The sequence below is a fragment of the Bradyrhizobium sp. 45 genome (genome assembly GCF_023073155.1).
GTDB classification, from domain to species: Bacteria; Pseudomonadota; Alphaproteobacteria; order Rhizobiales; family Xanthobacteraceae; genus Bradyrhizobium; species Bradyrhizobium canariense_D.
On sequence record NZ_JADPIX010000155.1, the window covers coordinates 75,141 to 89,765 of the forward strand.

General features: G+C 64.4%; 16 protein-coding genes. 2 read left to right on the forward strand and 14 right to left on the reverse strand.

Annotation, left to right across the window (positions count from 1 at the left end):
• Positions 1–134 precede the first annotated feature (134 nt).
• Both IVB42_RS40680 and IVB42_RS40685 read left to right on the forward strand, forming a co-directional pair.
• The gene (locus IVB42_RS40680; RefSeq protein WP_018454659.1) at positions 135–1,277 is read left to right on the forward strand and encodes an OpgC domain-containing protein; all 1,143 of its coding nucleotides are present in this window, start codon (positions 135–137) and stop codon (positions 1,275–1,277) included.
• Positions 1,278–1,344: 67 nt separating this feature from the next.
• Entirely contained in the window at positions 1,345–1,974 is a 630-nt protein-coding gene (locus IVB42_RS40685; RefSeq protein WP_026232784.1) for a TetR/AcrR family transcriptional regulator, read from the forward strand.
• A gap of 7 nt (positions 1,975–1,981) precedes the next feature.
• On the opposite strand, the gene IVB42_RS40690 is transcribed toward IVB42_RS40685, so the two are convergent.
• From IVB42_RS40690 to urtB, 14 genes are all read right to left on the reverse strand, one after another.
• Complete coding sequence (locus tag IVB42_RS40690; protein ID WP_018454661.1) at positions 1,982–3,640, reverse strand: HWE histidine kinase domain-containing protein; 1,659 nt, start codon at positions 3,638–3,640, stop codon at positions 1,982–1,984.
• Positions 3,641–3,936: 296 nt separating this feature from the next.
• The gene (ureG, locus tag IVB42_RS40695) at positions 3,937–4,560 is read right to left on the reverse strand and encodes an urease accessory protein UreG (RefSeq protein ID WP_026232785.1); all 624 of its coding nucleotides are present in this window, start codon (positions 4,558–4,560) and stop codon (positions 3,937–3,939) included.
• A 158-nt stretch (positions 4,561–4,718) separates the two neighbouring features.
• Positions 4,719–5,447, reverse strand: coding sequence for an urease accessory protein UreF (locus IVB42_RS40700; protein ID WP_018454663.1), 729 nt, complete (start codon positions 5,445–5,447; stop codon positions 4,719–4,721).
• Complete coding sequence (locus IVB42_RS40705) at positions 5,428–6,045, reverse strand: urease accessory protein UreE (protein ID WP_018454664.1); 618 nt, start codon at positions 6,043–6,045, stop codon at positions 5,428–5,430. Before IVB42_RS40705 ends, IVB42_RS40700 begins: the two co-directional genes overlap by 20 nt.
• A gap of 14 nt (positions 6,046–6,059) precedes the next feature.
• Positions 6,060–6,359, reverse strand: a complete 300-nt coding sequence (locus IVB42_RS40710) for a putative quinol monooxygenase (RefSeq protein ID WP_007599815.1) — start codon at positions 6,357–6,359, stop codon at positions 6,060–6,062.
• Positions 6,360–6,501: 142 nt separating this feature from the next.
• Entirely contained in the window at positions 6,502–8,217 is a 1,716-nt protein-coding gene (gene ureC, locus IVB42_RS40715; RefSeq protein WP_018454665.1) for an urease subunit alpha, read from the reverse strand.
• A gap of 37 nt (positions 8,218–8,254) precedes the next feature.
• Positions 8,255–8,794 (reverse strand): HD domain-containing protein, encoded by a 540-nt coding sequence (locus IVB42_RS40720; protein ID WP_026232787.1) that lies wholly within the window; start codon positions 8,792–8,794, stop codon positions 8,255–8,257.
• 57 nt (positions 8,795–8,851) lie between these two features.
• Positions 8,852–9,157 (reverse strand): urease subunit beta, encoded by a 306-nt coding sequence (locus tag IVB42_RS40725; protein ID WP_007599812.1) that lies wholly within the window; start codon positions 9,155–9,157, stop codon positions 8,852–8,854.
• 9 nt (positions 9,158–9,166) lie between these two features.
• The gene (locus tag IVB42_RS40730; RefSeq protein ID WP_018454667.1) at positions 9,167–9,469 is read right to left on the reverse strand and encodes an urease subunit gamma; all 303 of its coding nucleotides are present in this window, start codon (positions 9,467–9,469) and stop codon (positions 9,167–9,169) included.
• A 24-nt stretch (positions 9,470–9,493) separates the two neighbouring features.
• On the reverse strand, positions 9,494–10,324 hold the full coding sequence (locus tag IVB42_RS40735) for an urease accessory protein UreD (RefSeq protein WP_018454668.1): 831 nt from the start codon (positions 10,322–10,324) through the stop codon (positions 9,494–9,496).
• Between the two features lie 30 nt (positions 10,325–10,354).
• Positions 10,355–11,050 (reverse strand): urea ABC transporter ATP-binding subunit UrtE, encoded by a 696-nt coding sequence (urtE, locus tag IVB42_RS40740; RefSeq protein ID WP_007599806.1) that lies wholly within the window; start codon positions 11,048–11,050, stop codon positions 10,355–10,357.
• Between the two features lie 3 nt (positions 11,051–11,053).
• Positions 11,054–11,815 (reverse strand): urea ABC transporter ATP-binding protein UrtD, encoded by a 762-nt coding sequence (gene urtD / locus IVB42_RS40745; RefSeq protein WP_018454669.1) that lies wholly within the window; start codon positions 11,813–11,815, stop codon positions 11,054–11,056.
• Complete coding sequence (gene urtC, locus IVB42_RS40750; protein ID WP_026232788.1) at positions 11,812–12,990, reverse strand: urea ABC transporter permease subunit UrtC; 1,179 nt, start codon at positions 12,988–12,990, stop codon at positions 11,812–11,814. The genes urtD and urtC overlap by 4 nt, the downstream gene beginning before the upstream one ends.
• Positions 12,987–14,594 (reverse strand): urea ABC transporter permease subunit UrtB, encoded by a 1,608-nt coding sequence (gene urtB, locus IVB42_RS40755; protein ID WP_018454671.1) that lies wholly within the window; start codon positions 14,592–14,594, stop codon positions 12,987–12,989. The genes urtC and urtB overlap by 4 nt, the downstream gene beginning before the upstream one ends.
• Positions 14,595–14,625: the final 31 nt, after the last annotated feature.

The following is a 14,625-nucleotide window of genomic DNA, read 5'->3' on the forward strand; positions in this document are numbered from 1 at the left end:
CGCCTATCCAATCGGCACCGGCGGCCCCGCGCCAATTTCGCGCCGTTTGCCTGCGCCATCACGCAAACGCTACTCGGATAGGCAGGCGGTTGCCGCTAAAAGCAGCGCCCCTGATTCCAAAAGCCATTTTTTCGATGAAACCGTCCGTCCAGGCGAACCTCGCCGCATTTCAACACGACCCCCGGCTCTATTTGACGCTCGGTATCGCCAACTGGTCGGTTTTCGTCGACCACATCCCGAACAACGTCGTCAATTTGCTGACGCTGCGCAATTTCGGCTTCAGCGGCGCCGCAGACTTGTTCGTGTTCGTGGCCGGCTATGGCATGGCCATCATTCACGGCAAGATCGCCCTGGAGCGCGGCTACGTCGTCGCGGCGACGCGCATCTTCCAGCGCATGTGGCGGCTCTACGCCGCCTATGTCGTCCTGTTCGTGATCTACATCGACGCCATCGCCTATGTCGCCTCGCAATCGATGGCGCCCGAGATCATCAACGAATACAACATCTCGGGCATCATCGAGCATCCGCTGCGGATCCTGATACGCGGACTGGTGCTTCAGGAAGAGCCGCTGAACCTCGATCTTCTTCAGCTGATGATCCCGCTGATGGCCCTCCTTCCACTCGCGCTGTGGGGGCTGTTGCGGCGTCCGAACCTGACGCTGGCGGCGTCGGTCGCGCTGTACGTTGCGGCGCGCTGGTTCGGCTGGAATTTCCGGGTTTATCCGGACCAGGAGTGGACCTTCAACCCGTTCTGCTGGCAGATGCTGATGGTGCTGGGCGGCTGGTTTGCCGTGACCGGCACGTCGGGCCGCGCGCTGCATGGCCTGTCCTGGCTGCGCGTGCTCGCAGGCGCCTATCTCGTATTCGCGATGGCAATCACGCTGATGCGACACTCGCCGACGCTAGCGGCCTATTTGCCGGATATCGCGCTCAACACCATCACGCCGACCGACAAGGAAGACCTCGCCCCCTATCGCGTGGTCCACTTCCTCGCGCTCGCTTTCCTCGCGACATATTTCGTCCCGGCCGATCATCCCGGCCTGCGACTGAAGCCGCTTCAGGCGGTGATCAGATGCGGCGAGGAATGGCTCGCGGTGTTCTGCGTCGGCGTGTTCCTGTCGTTTGCCGGCCATCTCATCCTGATCACCGGCGCCAATTTGGTGGTGATGCAGATTGCCGTGAGCCTGGCCGGCTTCGCGGCGATGGCCGCGGTCGCATATTACATCGCCTGGTCGAAGCGGCAGGACCTGCCCGCGGCCTTGCGGCAACAGGCCTAACCCGGCACCTTCCGATTCCCCTAGGCCGGCCATTACGGCTGGGCTATGCGGAGCGGCAGCGGATTGCATGGGGAGGCCGGGCGTGGTGATGGCGAATGGCGGGGATGAGGGAGCCGACGGCGCGCCCCGGCGCGGCCGGCCAAGGTCGATCGAGACCACCAACGCCATTCTCCAAAGCGCCTATGCGCTGATGGCCACTACCGGCCTTGCCGCCACCACCATTGACGCGATCGCGCGCCACTCCAGCGTCTCCAAGATGACGATCTACAAATGGTGGCCGTCGCGCGAAGCCTTGCTGATCGACGCCTTTCTTCACCATGCCGCGCAGATGCTGCCGCTGCCGCATGCAAGCTCGGGCAGCCCCGCCGCGCGCGCACGCCGCCATGCCGCCGCCTATGCCGAAGCCCTCCAGGGCGAGTTCGGCAAGGTCCAGCTCGCCGTCATCTCCGAATGCATCTCCAAGACCGGCTCGGCGGAGCTGTTCTACGCCCGCTACCTGCAATTCCGCCGCGACGCGCTGATCGAGATGATCGCCGCGGGCCAGAACGACGGCAGCATTCTGGCGGAAGCACCGCCCCAGGATCTCTACGACGCGATCTATGGCAGCCTGTTCTACCGCTACGTCTTCGGCATCGCGCCGATCACGCCGGCCTACGCGCGGACCCTGGTTGACCTCGTGCTGCGGCCGAAGAGCTAGCCTCGAATTACCGCGCAGGCCGGATCGGTGCTGACAGCTTGTCGGTGCGGTCGCGCTCGGTCATGTCCTCGACCGTCTCCATCGGCGCGGTCAGCTCGTAGACATAGGAGACATCGGTGAAATAGCGCTTGGCGGTGCCGCCGAGCGCCTCGGGCGCGACGCGGTCGAGCAGGATCAGGCCGAAGTCGGAATCGGGGCGGCGCGTCGCTTCGCTGGTGTTGAACTCCTCCCAGCGGAAATAGAAGACCTCGCCGGACCCCTCGTTCGTCACCGTCCAATTGGCAGTGATGTGCGGATGCTTGCCGACAAGCGACAGGCCCTCGTCGGAGTGCGAGGCGAGCTCGAAGAACAGCAGCGACAGACTCTGCGCCGCGCGCGCGCTGACTGCGATATCAGGACCGGTGACGGCAATGCGGTCGGCATGCGGGATGGCGCGCGCCTCGAACAGGCCCTTCAGCTTGACACCCTGCCACTGGCTCTCGCTGAGCAGCGAGACGACGTTGGACATGGCGTGGATGCGGCCGATCAGGAGCTCGCGCGCGACATCGATGTCGGAGCCATGGCGCAGCGTGCGGGTCACGATCGACTGGATCACCGCCAGGATGTTTTTGACCCGATGGTTGAGCTCGTCGATGACAGCCGTCAGCCGGCGCTCGAAGCCGATTCTGACCTGGATTTCCCGGCTGAGCCGCAAATTGTTGTAGGCGACATAGCCGAACAGGCCGCACACCATCGCGGTGATCGCAAGGCCGATCGCCGCCACGATGATCGCAGTCTGCTCGGCGCGGCGCGCCGAATTGGTCTTGGCGTAATAGCCGAGCTGCCAGTCGCGACCACCGAAGCTCACCGTGCGCGTCGCCGACGGCGCCGGCCCATCGGCCGCTGTCGGGCGGGCCGAGACCACGCCTTGATCGTTGGCGACCAACTCGCCACCCTCCCGGCGCGGATCCTTCAGCGCAACCGCGAACAACGACATGTCGTCGTTGGTCAGCATCAGGGAAGAGAGCTCATAGGAAAATGTGATGAAGCCCGCCGGCTCCGTCGCGCCCTCCGGGATGACGGGAGCCGCCACAATGATGCCGATCGACCCGTCGCCACGCAGGAGGGCAACCGGTTCTGAGGCAACCGACCTCTTCTCCACTCTGGCGCGCGCCAGCATGGCGCCGCGCACCTGATCCTGGTCGTAACTGCGGCCGGGCAGCCCCTTGGTCTCGTTGCTGCGCGGCTCGAGATCCATCAGCACATCGATCGGCTGGGTGACACCTGCCGGATCGATCGGCTTGTCCTCATAGCTGCGGATTCGCGGATTGGGGAAGCCGGCGCTCGCGATCGCGGCTTGTGCTGCGGCAAGCTCGTTCGGCTTCAGGCGGGCGACCCAGCCCGCCACCACGAAATCGGTCTTGAAGGCGTAGATGGCCGAGCGCAGCGGCTCGAGCATGTTGGGCTTGAGCACCGACGGCGCCCGGAACAGGCCGGAGGCAACCCGCGCGAGCAGTTCGCGCTCGGTGAGCCGGTCCTGGACCAGGCTCGCATGGACATCGATCGCGCGCGCCAGCGCGATCCGGTCCAGCGCCAGCTCCTGGTCGTGGACGCGATAAGCCGCAAGCCCGGAGAGCAAGGCCCCGAGAAGAGCAATGAAGCCGATGATGAAACCCAGCCGGACCACGCGACTACTCAGGCGAAAGCAGGAGGTCGGCAATAAATACGGAGCATATGGACGCCGCTCGAACGGGCACGTGCCGAAACAGGGTGAACCCCAATCGCCGAGATAATGAAGGAGGAGGCATCGGTACGCAACTTGGTCGCCTGAGAAGCTTAAATCGGCCCGCCGATGGTCCGGCCGAGTTGGATTTGCTCCGGGCACCGGAGGTAATCAATTGCCGTGACCGAAATTTGTTCCGCGGACACGGCTCTGCCCACGGTGTTAACGGGGGAAACGCCTGCGTTAGGTCGTCGCGCCGGTCAGCCGGCCCGTTTCAAGCCGCCTTTGGCCTCAATGAAGCCGATGATGCGGTCCAGCCCCTGGCTCTTTTTCAGGTTGGTCATGACGAACGGCCGCTCGCCGCGCATCCGCCTGGCGTCCGTCTCCATCTTTTCCAGGGAGGCGCCGACATGGGGCGCCAAGTCGATCTTGTTGATGACAAGGAGGTCGGACCGGGTGATGCCGGGGCCGCCCTTGGACGGGATCTTGTCGCCGGCCGCCACGTCGATGACGTAAATGGTGAGATCGGCGAGCTCCGGGGAAAAAGTGGCAGCGAGGTTATCACCGCCGGATTCGATCAGCACGAGATCGAGTCCGGGAAACTTGGCGCGCATATCCGCCACCGCGGCGAGATTCATCGAGGCGTCCTCGCGGATCGCGGTGTGCGGGCAGCCGCCGGTCTCGACCCCGGCAATGCGATCCGGCGTCAGCGAGCCCGAGCGTACCAGGAATTCCGCATCCCATTTGGTGTAGATGTCGTTGGTGATCGCGGCGATGTCGTAGCGCTCGCGCATGGTCTTGCAGAGCAGGTCCATCAGCGCAGTCTTGCCCGATCCGACCGGACCGCCGATGCCGACACGCAAGGGGCCGTGAGATGTAGCCATTGCTTTTTTTCCTATCGTCGTCCTGGCGAAAGCCAGGACCCGTTACCACTGAATCCGATTGTCACGGCACGCTGCAGCCACATCTGTGCATAACCACGCGCACCCGTGGTTATGGGTCCTGGCTTTCGCCAGGACGACAGTGAAAGCGACGAACCCGCTCAAGATCTGAACAGCCGCGTATATTGCGTCTCGTGCCGCACGCTGGCGAGGTCGGCGCGGAACGTCGCGCCGCCGACATCGTCCAATGTCGCATTCAGCGCACGATTCGCCGTCGCGGCAACCGCGGCTTCCAGCCTCACCAGCACGCGCTGGCTGTCGGTCTGGCCGAGCGGAATGAGCCGGCTGGCCGCGGAAATCCAGTTCGAGACCAGCGCATGCAGGAAGGCGTGCAGCGTCGGCGCCAGCGGCACGCCGTGCATCGCAGCGACCACGCCAACGGCAACGGGATAGACCAGTGGCGTACGGCATGCCGCAACCATCGCATCCAGCCCGTCTGCATCCCACGCGGCGCGGGCGATGTCGATGAAGGCACGGCCCTGCGATGTCGTCTCCAGCTGCCGCTCGCGCGACGGCACGAAGGCCGCGGCGAGCTCGGCGATATCGCCCAAGGTGTCGCCCTCGCCCGCTTCAGTGGCGCGATAGGCGTGGACCAGAAACGTCGCATCGCAGAAGCCAGAGCCATCGCGAAGCATCGCATCGAGCCAGTCCGCCAGCGACGCGGTGTCGTTGATGTCACCGGCTTCGACCGCCCATTCGATGCCGCTGGAGTAGGAAAAGCCCCCGACGGGAAACGCCGGCGACAGCCAGGTCATCAACCGGTACAGCGCCGCCGCCTCGCACTCCGCGAGGTCGCGGGCCGCGACCGGCTCATTTGTGGTCATGAGCATGCTTGTGGCCGTGGTGATGGTCCGGGTGATCGCAATGCTCGTCGTGGTGGTGATGGTGATCGTGACCGTCGCCATGTGCGGCATGATCATGATGGTGATCATGACCGTGATGATCATCGTGGCCGTGATCGTGATGCGCGTGGTCGTCGTGTCCATGCGCATGTCCGGCATCCGCATAGGCGCCGCCTTCGGGATCGAACGGCGCCTCGATCTCGATCACGCGCGCGCCGAGGCCCTTCACCATGGCTTCGATGACGTGGTCGCGGCGGATGCGCAGGCTCTTGGCCATGATCTGCGTCGGCAGATGGCGATTGCCGAGATGCCAGCCGACACGAATAAGGTGGTGCGGATCGTGGCCGCGGATCTCGAGCAGCGGCTCGGGCGCAGCGACCACCTCGACCAGCCGGCCGTCCTCCAACACCAGCGCATCGCCGCCGCGCAGCGCGACGGCATTCTCCAGGTCGAGCAGGAACTCGAGTCCCCGCGTCCCCGTCATTGCCATGCGGCGGCGGTGCCGATCGTCGAAATCGAGCACGACCGTATCCGCCGGCGCTTCCGCGAAGCGGTGTTGTCCCCTGACCTGCGTCGCCCGGATCATCCGCGTTTACCCCGTTACCGTGTCTCGACCTTCTCGGGCGTGATCACTTCGATCTTCGGCGGCGCCGTAAAACACTTCACCGCGACGCGGCCGAACGTCTTCATGTGCTCCATGGCGCGATGCGGCACCAGCGCCTCGGCATTCTCCCACTGCTCGACGAACACCATCTTGGCGGGATCGGTGACGCTCTCATGCAGATCATAGGCGATATTGCCGGGCTCTTTCCGCGTCTCCTTGATGCAGGCGGTGGCGGCTGCAATGAATTCGGCGCGCGTTTCAGGCTTGATGGTCAAGGTGGCGACGACGTAGATCACGAGAAATCCTCCCGGCTTTTCTTCTGGGCTTCAGATACCGGGCGGGACCTTAGACCAGGCGGGATCGAACGCAAAACCCGGAAAAGCCGCTCCCGGATATGCGACCAGGACATGGTCCTGGGACATGCGTTGAGGCGCTATTTCAGTACATGAAATATCGCTGCGCCATCGGCAGCACCTCGGCGGGGGCGCAGGTCAAAAGCTCGCCGTCGGCGCGGACCTCATAGGTCTCAGGATCGACCTCGATATTGGGCGTGGCGTCGTTGTGGATCATGCTTTTCTTCGAGATTTTTCCGCGGGTGTTCTGGACCGCATAGAGCTTCTTGTCGATGCCGAGCTTACGCGCGAGGCCGCCGGTGATGGCGGCCTTCGAGGTGAACACCACCGAGGACGCGGTGCGCGCCTTGCCGAAGGCGCCGAACATCGGCTGATAATGCACCGGCTGCGGGGTCGGGATCGAGGCGTTGGGATCGCCCATGGGAGCGGCGACGATCATGCCGCCCTTGACGACGCAATCCGGCTTGACGCCGAAGAAGGCCGGCGACCACAGCACGAGATCGGCGAGCTTGCCCTTCTCCACCGAGCCGATCAGCTTCGAAACGCCATGGGCGATCGCGGGATTGATCGTGTATTTGGCGATGTAGCGCTTGACGCGGAAATTGTCGTTGTCCTTGCCCTTGTCCTGCGGCAGCGAACCGCGCTGCTTCTTCATCTTGTCGGCGGTCTGCCAGGTCCGGATGATGACCTCGCCGAGGCGGCCCATGGCCTGGGAGTCCGAGGAGATCATCGAGAGCGCGCCGAGATCATGCAGGATGTCCTCGGCCGCGATGGTCTCCTTGCGAATGCGGCTTTCGGCGAACGCCAGGTCTTCCGCGATCGAGGGATCGAGGTGGTGGCACACCATCAGCATGTCCAGATGCTCGTCGATGGTGTTGCGCGTGAAGGGCCGCGTCGGGTTGGTCGAGGACGGCAGCACGTTCTTCAGCCCTGCGACCTTGATGATATCGGGGGCGTGACCGCCGCCGGCGCCCTCGGTGTGGAAGGCGTGGATGGTGCGGCCTTTGAACGCCTTGATCGTATCCTCGACGAAGCCGGATTCGTTGAGCGTGTCGGTGTGGATCATCACCTGGATGTCGTAGTCGTCGGCGACCGACAGGCAATTGTCGATCGCGGCAGGCGTGGTGCCCCAGTCTTCGTGCAGCTTCAGCGCACAGGCGCCGGCCTTGATCATCTCGACCAGCGCGGCGGGCCGCGAGGCGTTGCCCTTGCCGGAGACGCCGAGATTGACCGGGAATGCGTCGAACGATTGGATCATCCGCCCCATGTGCCACGGCCCCGGCGTGCAGGTGGTGGCGAACGTGCCGTGCGAGGGGCCGGTGCCGCCCCCTAGCATCGAGGTGACGCCCGACATCAGCGCGTGCTCGATCTGCTGCGGACAGATGAAATGGATGTGGCTGTCGAAGCCGCCCGCGGTGAGGATCTTGCCTTCACCCGCGATCACGTCCGTGCCGGGGCCGATGATGATGGTGACACCGGGCTGGATGTCGGGATTGCCGGCCTTGCCGATGCCGGCGATCATGCCGTCCTTGATCGCGACGTCGGCCTTCACGATGCCCCAGTGATCGACGATCAGCGCATTGGTGATGACTGTGTCGGCCGCGCCCTGCCTGTTGGTGACCTGCGACTGGCCCATGCCGTCGCGGATCACCTTGCCGCCGCCGAACTTCACTTCCTCGCCGTAGCTGGTGAAGTCCTTCTCGACCTCGATGATGAGATCCGTGTCGGCCAGCCGCACCTTGTCGCCGGTGGTCGGGCCGAACATGTCGGCATAGACGGAACGCTTTATTTTGACGGACATCACAAGCCCCGTTTGCGTTTGAATTCTGGATCGGTGCTCACAGAGAGGTTCTCGCTGTGAGCACCATGTCGTCGAAGGTCGTATCGAGCCAAGAGTTACCGCCGCGGCAACCAGCGACAACCTGTTCGGCCCAGTCGGTATAATCGACGAGATCGTCACGTTCCTCGGCCGTCGGATCCGAATGTACGCGCGCGCCGATATTGCTGATCTTGTCGGCGATCTTGATCAGCCTGGCGCCAGCCGATTTTTTCGGTGCGTCGAGCACCTGACGCCGCCGCCGCTCCGGCTTCGACAGGCTCATATCGTCGGTGCACTCGTCGACAAGCGACGCGACACGGTCGGAGAATTTTTGCGCGAGCTCCTCGCGCGTGGTGTCGGTGTCCTCGATCGCATCATGCAGCCAGCCGGCTGCAACCAGTTCGGCGTCGGCGCCGTCGGTCGCGGTCGCAAGCAGGTTCGCGACCTCGGCGAGGTGGTTGATGTAAGGCTCATGACCGCGGCCCTTGCGCGCCATGCCGTTGTGACGGCGCGCGGCGAGTTCGGCGGCTTCGGAGACGAGGCGGACAGGTGACAGCATGGCAAAGTCCTCCGTTTTCGCCTCAACCATGCCGCGCCACGCTCGTTCCTGTGGAATTCACAGCTTCCCCATCACGTCGCCGCGGAAGCCGTAGATGGTCTTCTTGCCGGCCACCGCGACGAGTTGGACGTCGCGGGTCTGGCCGGGCTCGAAGCGGACCGCGGTGCCGGCGGCGATGTCGAGGCGCATGCCGCGGGCCTTCTTGCGGTCGAACTTCAGGGCCGGGTTGGTCTCGAAGAAATGGTAGTGCGAGCCGACCTGGATCGGGCGGTCGCCGGTGTTGGCGACCGTCAGCGTCACCGTCTTGCGGCCGGCGTTGAGCTCGATCTCGCCGTCCTGGATGAAGAGTTCGCCGGGGATCATGCTTCGCTCCTACCTGATCGGCTCGTGCACAGTGACGAGCTTGGTCCCGTCCGGAAACGTCGCCTCGACCTGGATGTCGTGGATCATCTCGGGAATGCCCGGCATCACCTGGTCGCGGGTGAGAACCTGCGCACCCGATTGCATCAACTCGGCGACGGTGCGGCCATCCCGCGCGCCTTCGAGGATGAAATCGGAGATGAGCGCGATCGCCTCCGGATGGTTGAGCTTGACGCCGCGATCCAGCCGGCGGCGGGCCACGATCGCCGCCATCGAGATCAGAAGCTTGTCCTTTTCGCGAGGAGACAGGTTCATACGAAATCTCTTCCGTTCACTTCGTCAATTCAACCAGAGCCGCGGCAGCGCCGCGCCGGTGCGCGCCAGCACGGTCATCATGTCTGCGCGCAGACGCGCCGCATCTTGGGCACAGAACCGCGCCATTGCAAAGCCATTCCAGGCGGATATCCCGACCTCGCTGGCGAAGGATTCCGAGGCCTCGCGGATGCGCTCGATCAGGGCCTCGTCGCCGGGCACGATCAGCGCCGTGCCAATCGCAGCGCCGCCCCTGGCCACCGCCGATCGCGCAAGCTTTGCGCCAATATTGCCGTCGAGCCTGACGGTCTCGGCGAACACTAGCTTGCCGCCGCGACGCAGCCGCCAGCGATCGACGAACTCACCCTGCTCCATCCGTTCGCCCATCGCGGTACGGCCGAACACCACGATCTCGCACAGCAGGAGCGAGGCAGTCGCATCGAGGTCTATGTCGAAGCGACGACGCACGCGCGCGCGGTCGAACAGGATCGTCTCCTGCGGCAGCCAGCCGAGATGTGCGCCTGCGGCAACGTTCAGTGCGATATTGAGCTCCGCCGCCTGACCGGGCGCGCGATAGACCTTTTCCGCGGCCGCCGTCGTCAGCGTCAGCTTCGAACCATCTGCGGCAGCGATCTCGATGTCGAAGCGATCGCCGCCGGCGACACCACCGGCCGTGTTGACGAACACGCCGGAGAGCCCCTCGTCCTCCGGCGAAGGGAAGCGCACGCGCAGGGAGCCGGACTCATGCAATATCCCGCGACGTGTCACACCGTCGCGCGCGTGGACGTCGAAGCGCACCGCGCCGCGGGCACGGTTGGCGTCGAACACCGAAGATGCCGTTAGAACGTCGCTGCGCATCCGCCCCCCAGCCGGTCGCGGCAGAATGGCCTACAGCGCCATCTGGCGGCTGATTTCGCTCGCGTCGAGATTGGAGCGGTCGCAGGTGAACTTCACCGCGCCGCGATCCATCACCGCAAAACTGTCGCCGAGTTCGCAGGCAAAGTCGAGATATTGTTCGACCAGCACGATGGCGATGTTGCCGAGATTGCGCAGGTACGAGATGGCACGGCCGATGTCCTTGATGATCGAGGGCTGGATGCCCTCGGTCGGCTCGTCGAGCAGCAGCAGCTTCGGCCGCATCACCAGCGCGCGCCCGATCGCGAGCTGTTGCTGCTGGCCGCCGGAGAGATCGCCGCCACGCCGTCCGAGCATGGATTGCAGCACCGGAAACAGGGAGTACACGTCGTCCGGAATGTGCTTGTCCTCGCGCCTGAGCGGCCCGAAGCCGGTCTTGAGATTCTCCTCGACCGTCAGAAGCGGAAATATCTCGCGCCCCTGCGGCACGAAGCCGATACCCTTGCGCGCGCGCTCATAGGGTTTCAGGCCCGTGATATCGTTGCCGTCGAGCACGATGGCGCCCGAGGAGATCGGGTACTGCCCGACCATGGCACGCAGGAGCGAGGTCTTGCCGACGCCGTTGCGCCCGAGCACGCAGGTGACCTTGCCGGGCTCGGCCGCAATCGACACGCCGCGTAGTGCCTGCGCCGCGCCGTAGAACAGGTTGATGTCCTTGACCTCAAGCATCGCTCAGCGCCCCAGATAAACTTCGATGACCCGCTCGTTGGACGAGACCTGGTCGATGGTGCCTTCCGCGAGCACGGTACCCTCGTGCAAGCAAGTGACCTTGACGCCGAGCTCGCGCACGAATGTCATGTCGTGCTCGACCACCATCACGGTGTGGGTCTTGTTGATTTCCTTGAGCAGCTCGGCGGTGAGATGCGTCTCGACGTCGGTCATGCCGGCGACGGGCTCGTCGACGAGCAGTAGTTTCGGATCCTGGGCGAGCAGCATGCCGATCTCGAGCCACTGCTTCTGGCCGTGGCTGAGGCTGCCGGCGAGACGGTTGCGGGCATCGGTGAGGCGGATCGTCTCCAGCACCTTGTCGATCTGCTCGGCCTCCGCCCGGCTGCCGCGCCAGAACAGCGTACCCTTGACGCTGTGGTCGACATTGAGCGCGAGCAGCAAATTGTCCTGCACGGTCTGGCTCTCGAACACGGTCGGCTTCTGGAATTTACGGCCGATGCCGAGCTCGGCGATGCGGGTCTCGTCCAGTCGCGTCAGATCGGTGACTCCGTCGAACAGCACGGTGCCTTCGTCGGGCTTGGTCTTTCCGGTGATGATGTCCATCATCGTGGTCTTGCCGGCGCCGTTCGGGCCGATGATGGCGCGCATCTCGCCGGGCTCGAGCGTCAACGAGAGGTTGTTGATGGCGTGGAAGCCGTCGAACGAGACGTGCACACCGTCGAGATACAGCATTGCGGAGGTCGCGCGGGTGTCCATGACGTTCATTGCGCCTCCTCCGCCATTTTGGGTTGGGTGACGCCGTCTTCGGCCGCGGCGCTCGCAATGGTCGCGGCGTCGCGCCTTTCCTTCGACGAGTCCCACCAGGCGTTGAAAGTGCCGACGATGCCCTTAGGCAGCAGCAACGTTACCAGGATGAACATGGCACCCAGCATGAACAGCCAGTAGGGCGCGAGCATGCCGGAGGTGAAGAACGTCTTTGCGTAGTTGACGACGACGGCGCCGAGCGCGGCGCCGACCAGCGTACCGCGGCCGCCGACCGCGACCCAGATCACGGCCTCGATCGAATTGCCCGGCGCGAATTCGCTCGGGTTGATGATGCCGACCTGCGGCACATAGAGCGCGCCGGCGACGCCGGCCATGCAGGCCGACACTGTGAACACGAACAGCTTGTAGGATTCGACCCGGTAGCCGAGGAAGCGCGTGCGCGATTCCGCATCGCGCACGGCGATCAGCACCTTGCCGAGCTTGGACGAGACGATGGCGCGGCAGATCAGAAAGCCGGCGATCAGCGCCAGGCAGCTCAGCGCGAACAGCGCAGCACGCGTGCCCTCGGCCTGCACGTTGAAGCCCAAGATGTCCTTGAAGTCGGTCATGCCGTTGTTGCCGCCGAAGCCGAAATCGTTGCGGAAAAAGGCGAGCAGCAGTGCATAGGTCATCGCCTGGGTGATGATTGACAGATACACGCCAGTGACGCGCGAGCGGAAGGCGAGCCAGCCGAAGGAAAAGGCGAGCAGGCCCGGCACGATCAGCACCATCAGCGCGGCAAACCAGAACATGTCAAAGCCGTACCAGTACCAGGGCAGCTTCGAATAGTTCAGGAACACCATGAAGTCCGGCAGAATCGGATTGCCGTAGACGCCGCGGCTGCCGATCTGCCGCATCAGGTACATGCCCATCGCGTAGCCGCCGAGCGCGAAGAAGGCACCGTGACCGAGCGAGAGGATGCCGCAATAGCCCCAGATCAGGTCGATCGAGAGCGCCAGGATCGCGTAGCAGACATATTTGCCCCAGAGCGCGACGAGATAGGTCGGCACTTGCAGGAACGAACCTGCGGGCAGCAGCAGGTTGGAGAGCGGGATGAGGATGCCGCAGGCCACGACGATGGCAAGGAAGATGGTCGCGCCGCGGTCCAGCGATCGCGTCAGCATGTGAGGGGTCATGCTTCCACCGCGCGGCCCTTGAGCGCGAACAGGCCGCGCGGCCGTTTTTGAATGAACAGGATGATGAGAACGAGGATGGCGATCTTGCCGAGCACGGCGCCGGCGACCGGCTCCAGGAATTTGTTGGCGATGCCGAGCGTGAAGGCGCCGACCAGCGTGCCCCAGAGATTGCCGACGCCACCGAACACCACGACCATGAAGCTGTCGATGATGTAGCTCTGGCCGAGATTGGGGCTGACATTGTCGATCTGCGACAGCGCCACGCCGGCGATGCCCGCAATGCCCGAGCCGAGACCAAAAGTCAGCGCGTCGACCCGCGAAGTGGCGATGCCCATCGAAGCCGCCATGCGCCGGTTCTGTGTCACCGCGCGCATCTCGAGCCCGAGTGCCGTGTAGCGCAGCATCGCGAGCAGAATGACGAACACCGCGAGCGTGAAGACAAGGATCCAGAGCCGGTTATAGGTGACCGTGATCTGGCCGATCTCAAACGCGCCGCTCATCCAGGAGGGGTTGCCGACCTCGCGGTTGGTCGGGCCGAACATGGTGCGCACGGCCTGCTGCAGCACCAGCGACAGGCCCCAGGTCGCCAGCAGCGTCTCCAGCGGACGGCCATAGAGAAAGCGGATGATGCTGCGCTCGATCACGACGCCGAGCGCGCCGGCCACCAGGAAGGCGAGCGGCACGGCGATCAGCAGCGAATAGTCGAACAGGACGGGATAGCGGGTACGGATCACCTCCTGCACCACGAAGGTGGTGTAGGCCCCGATCATCACCATCTCGCCATGGGCCATGTTGATGACGCCCATCACGCCGAACGTGATGGCAAGCCCGATCGCAGCAAGCAGCAGCACCGAACCGAGCGAGAGGCCGTACCAGGCATTCTGCACCATCGACCAGACCGCGAGCGAACTCTGGATCGAGCCGATTGCGCTCGCGGCAGCCTTGGTCACCGAGGCCGGCTGGTCGCCCATGCCGGTCAGCAGCGCCATCGCCTCCTGGTCGCCGCGCGCCTTGATGGTGGCAACGGCTTCGAGCTTCTCGAGCTCGGTGGCATCCGGCTTGAACAACAGGATCGCCGCGCGGGCGTCGCCCAGCGCAGCCTTGACGGATCGGTTGGTTTCCTTGGCGAGCGCGCCATCGACCGCTTCGAGCGACGTCTCCTCATGCGACTTGAAGACGGATTGCGCGGCCTGGAGCCGCGCTCCGATGTCGGGTGACTGCAGCGTCAGGCTGCCGATCGCCGCATCGACGCTGCGGCGAAGGCGGTTGTTGAGGCGGACCGCGCTCGCACTGTCGGGCACGCTGGCCACGGCCTGACCGGTCGTGGCATCGATCGACTTGCCGTCGGTGCCGCTGACGTAAACCTTCTTGCTATCAGGGTCGGCCATGAGCCGGCCGTCCTGGAGCGCGCTGATGATCGGAAAGGCCAGCGTATTGCCGCTGCTTGCGACCACGCCGATCGCCTCCTCCGTGTCGGAATAATCGTCGTTGGCGAATTTGGCGACCGCATCCTCGAACGGGCCGGCCAAGGCCGGCAGTGCGAACGCGATCAGGAAGAACGAGAGCAGGAGCGAACAGAGGCGGGCGGACAAATTGGCTGGCACTGTGAAAGACCCCGGCAGAAAAGGGTGGAGA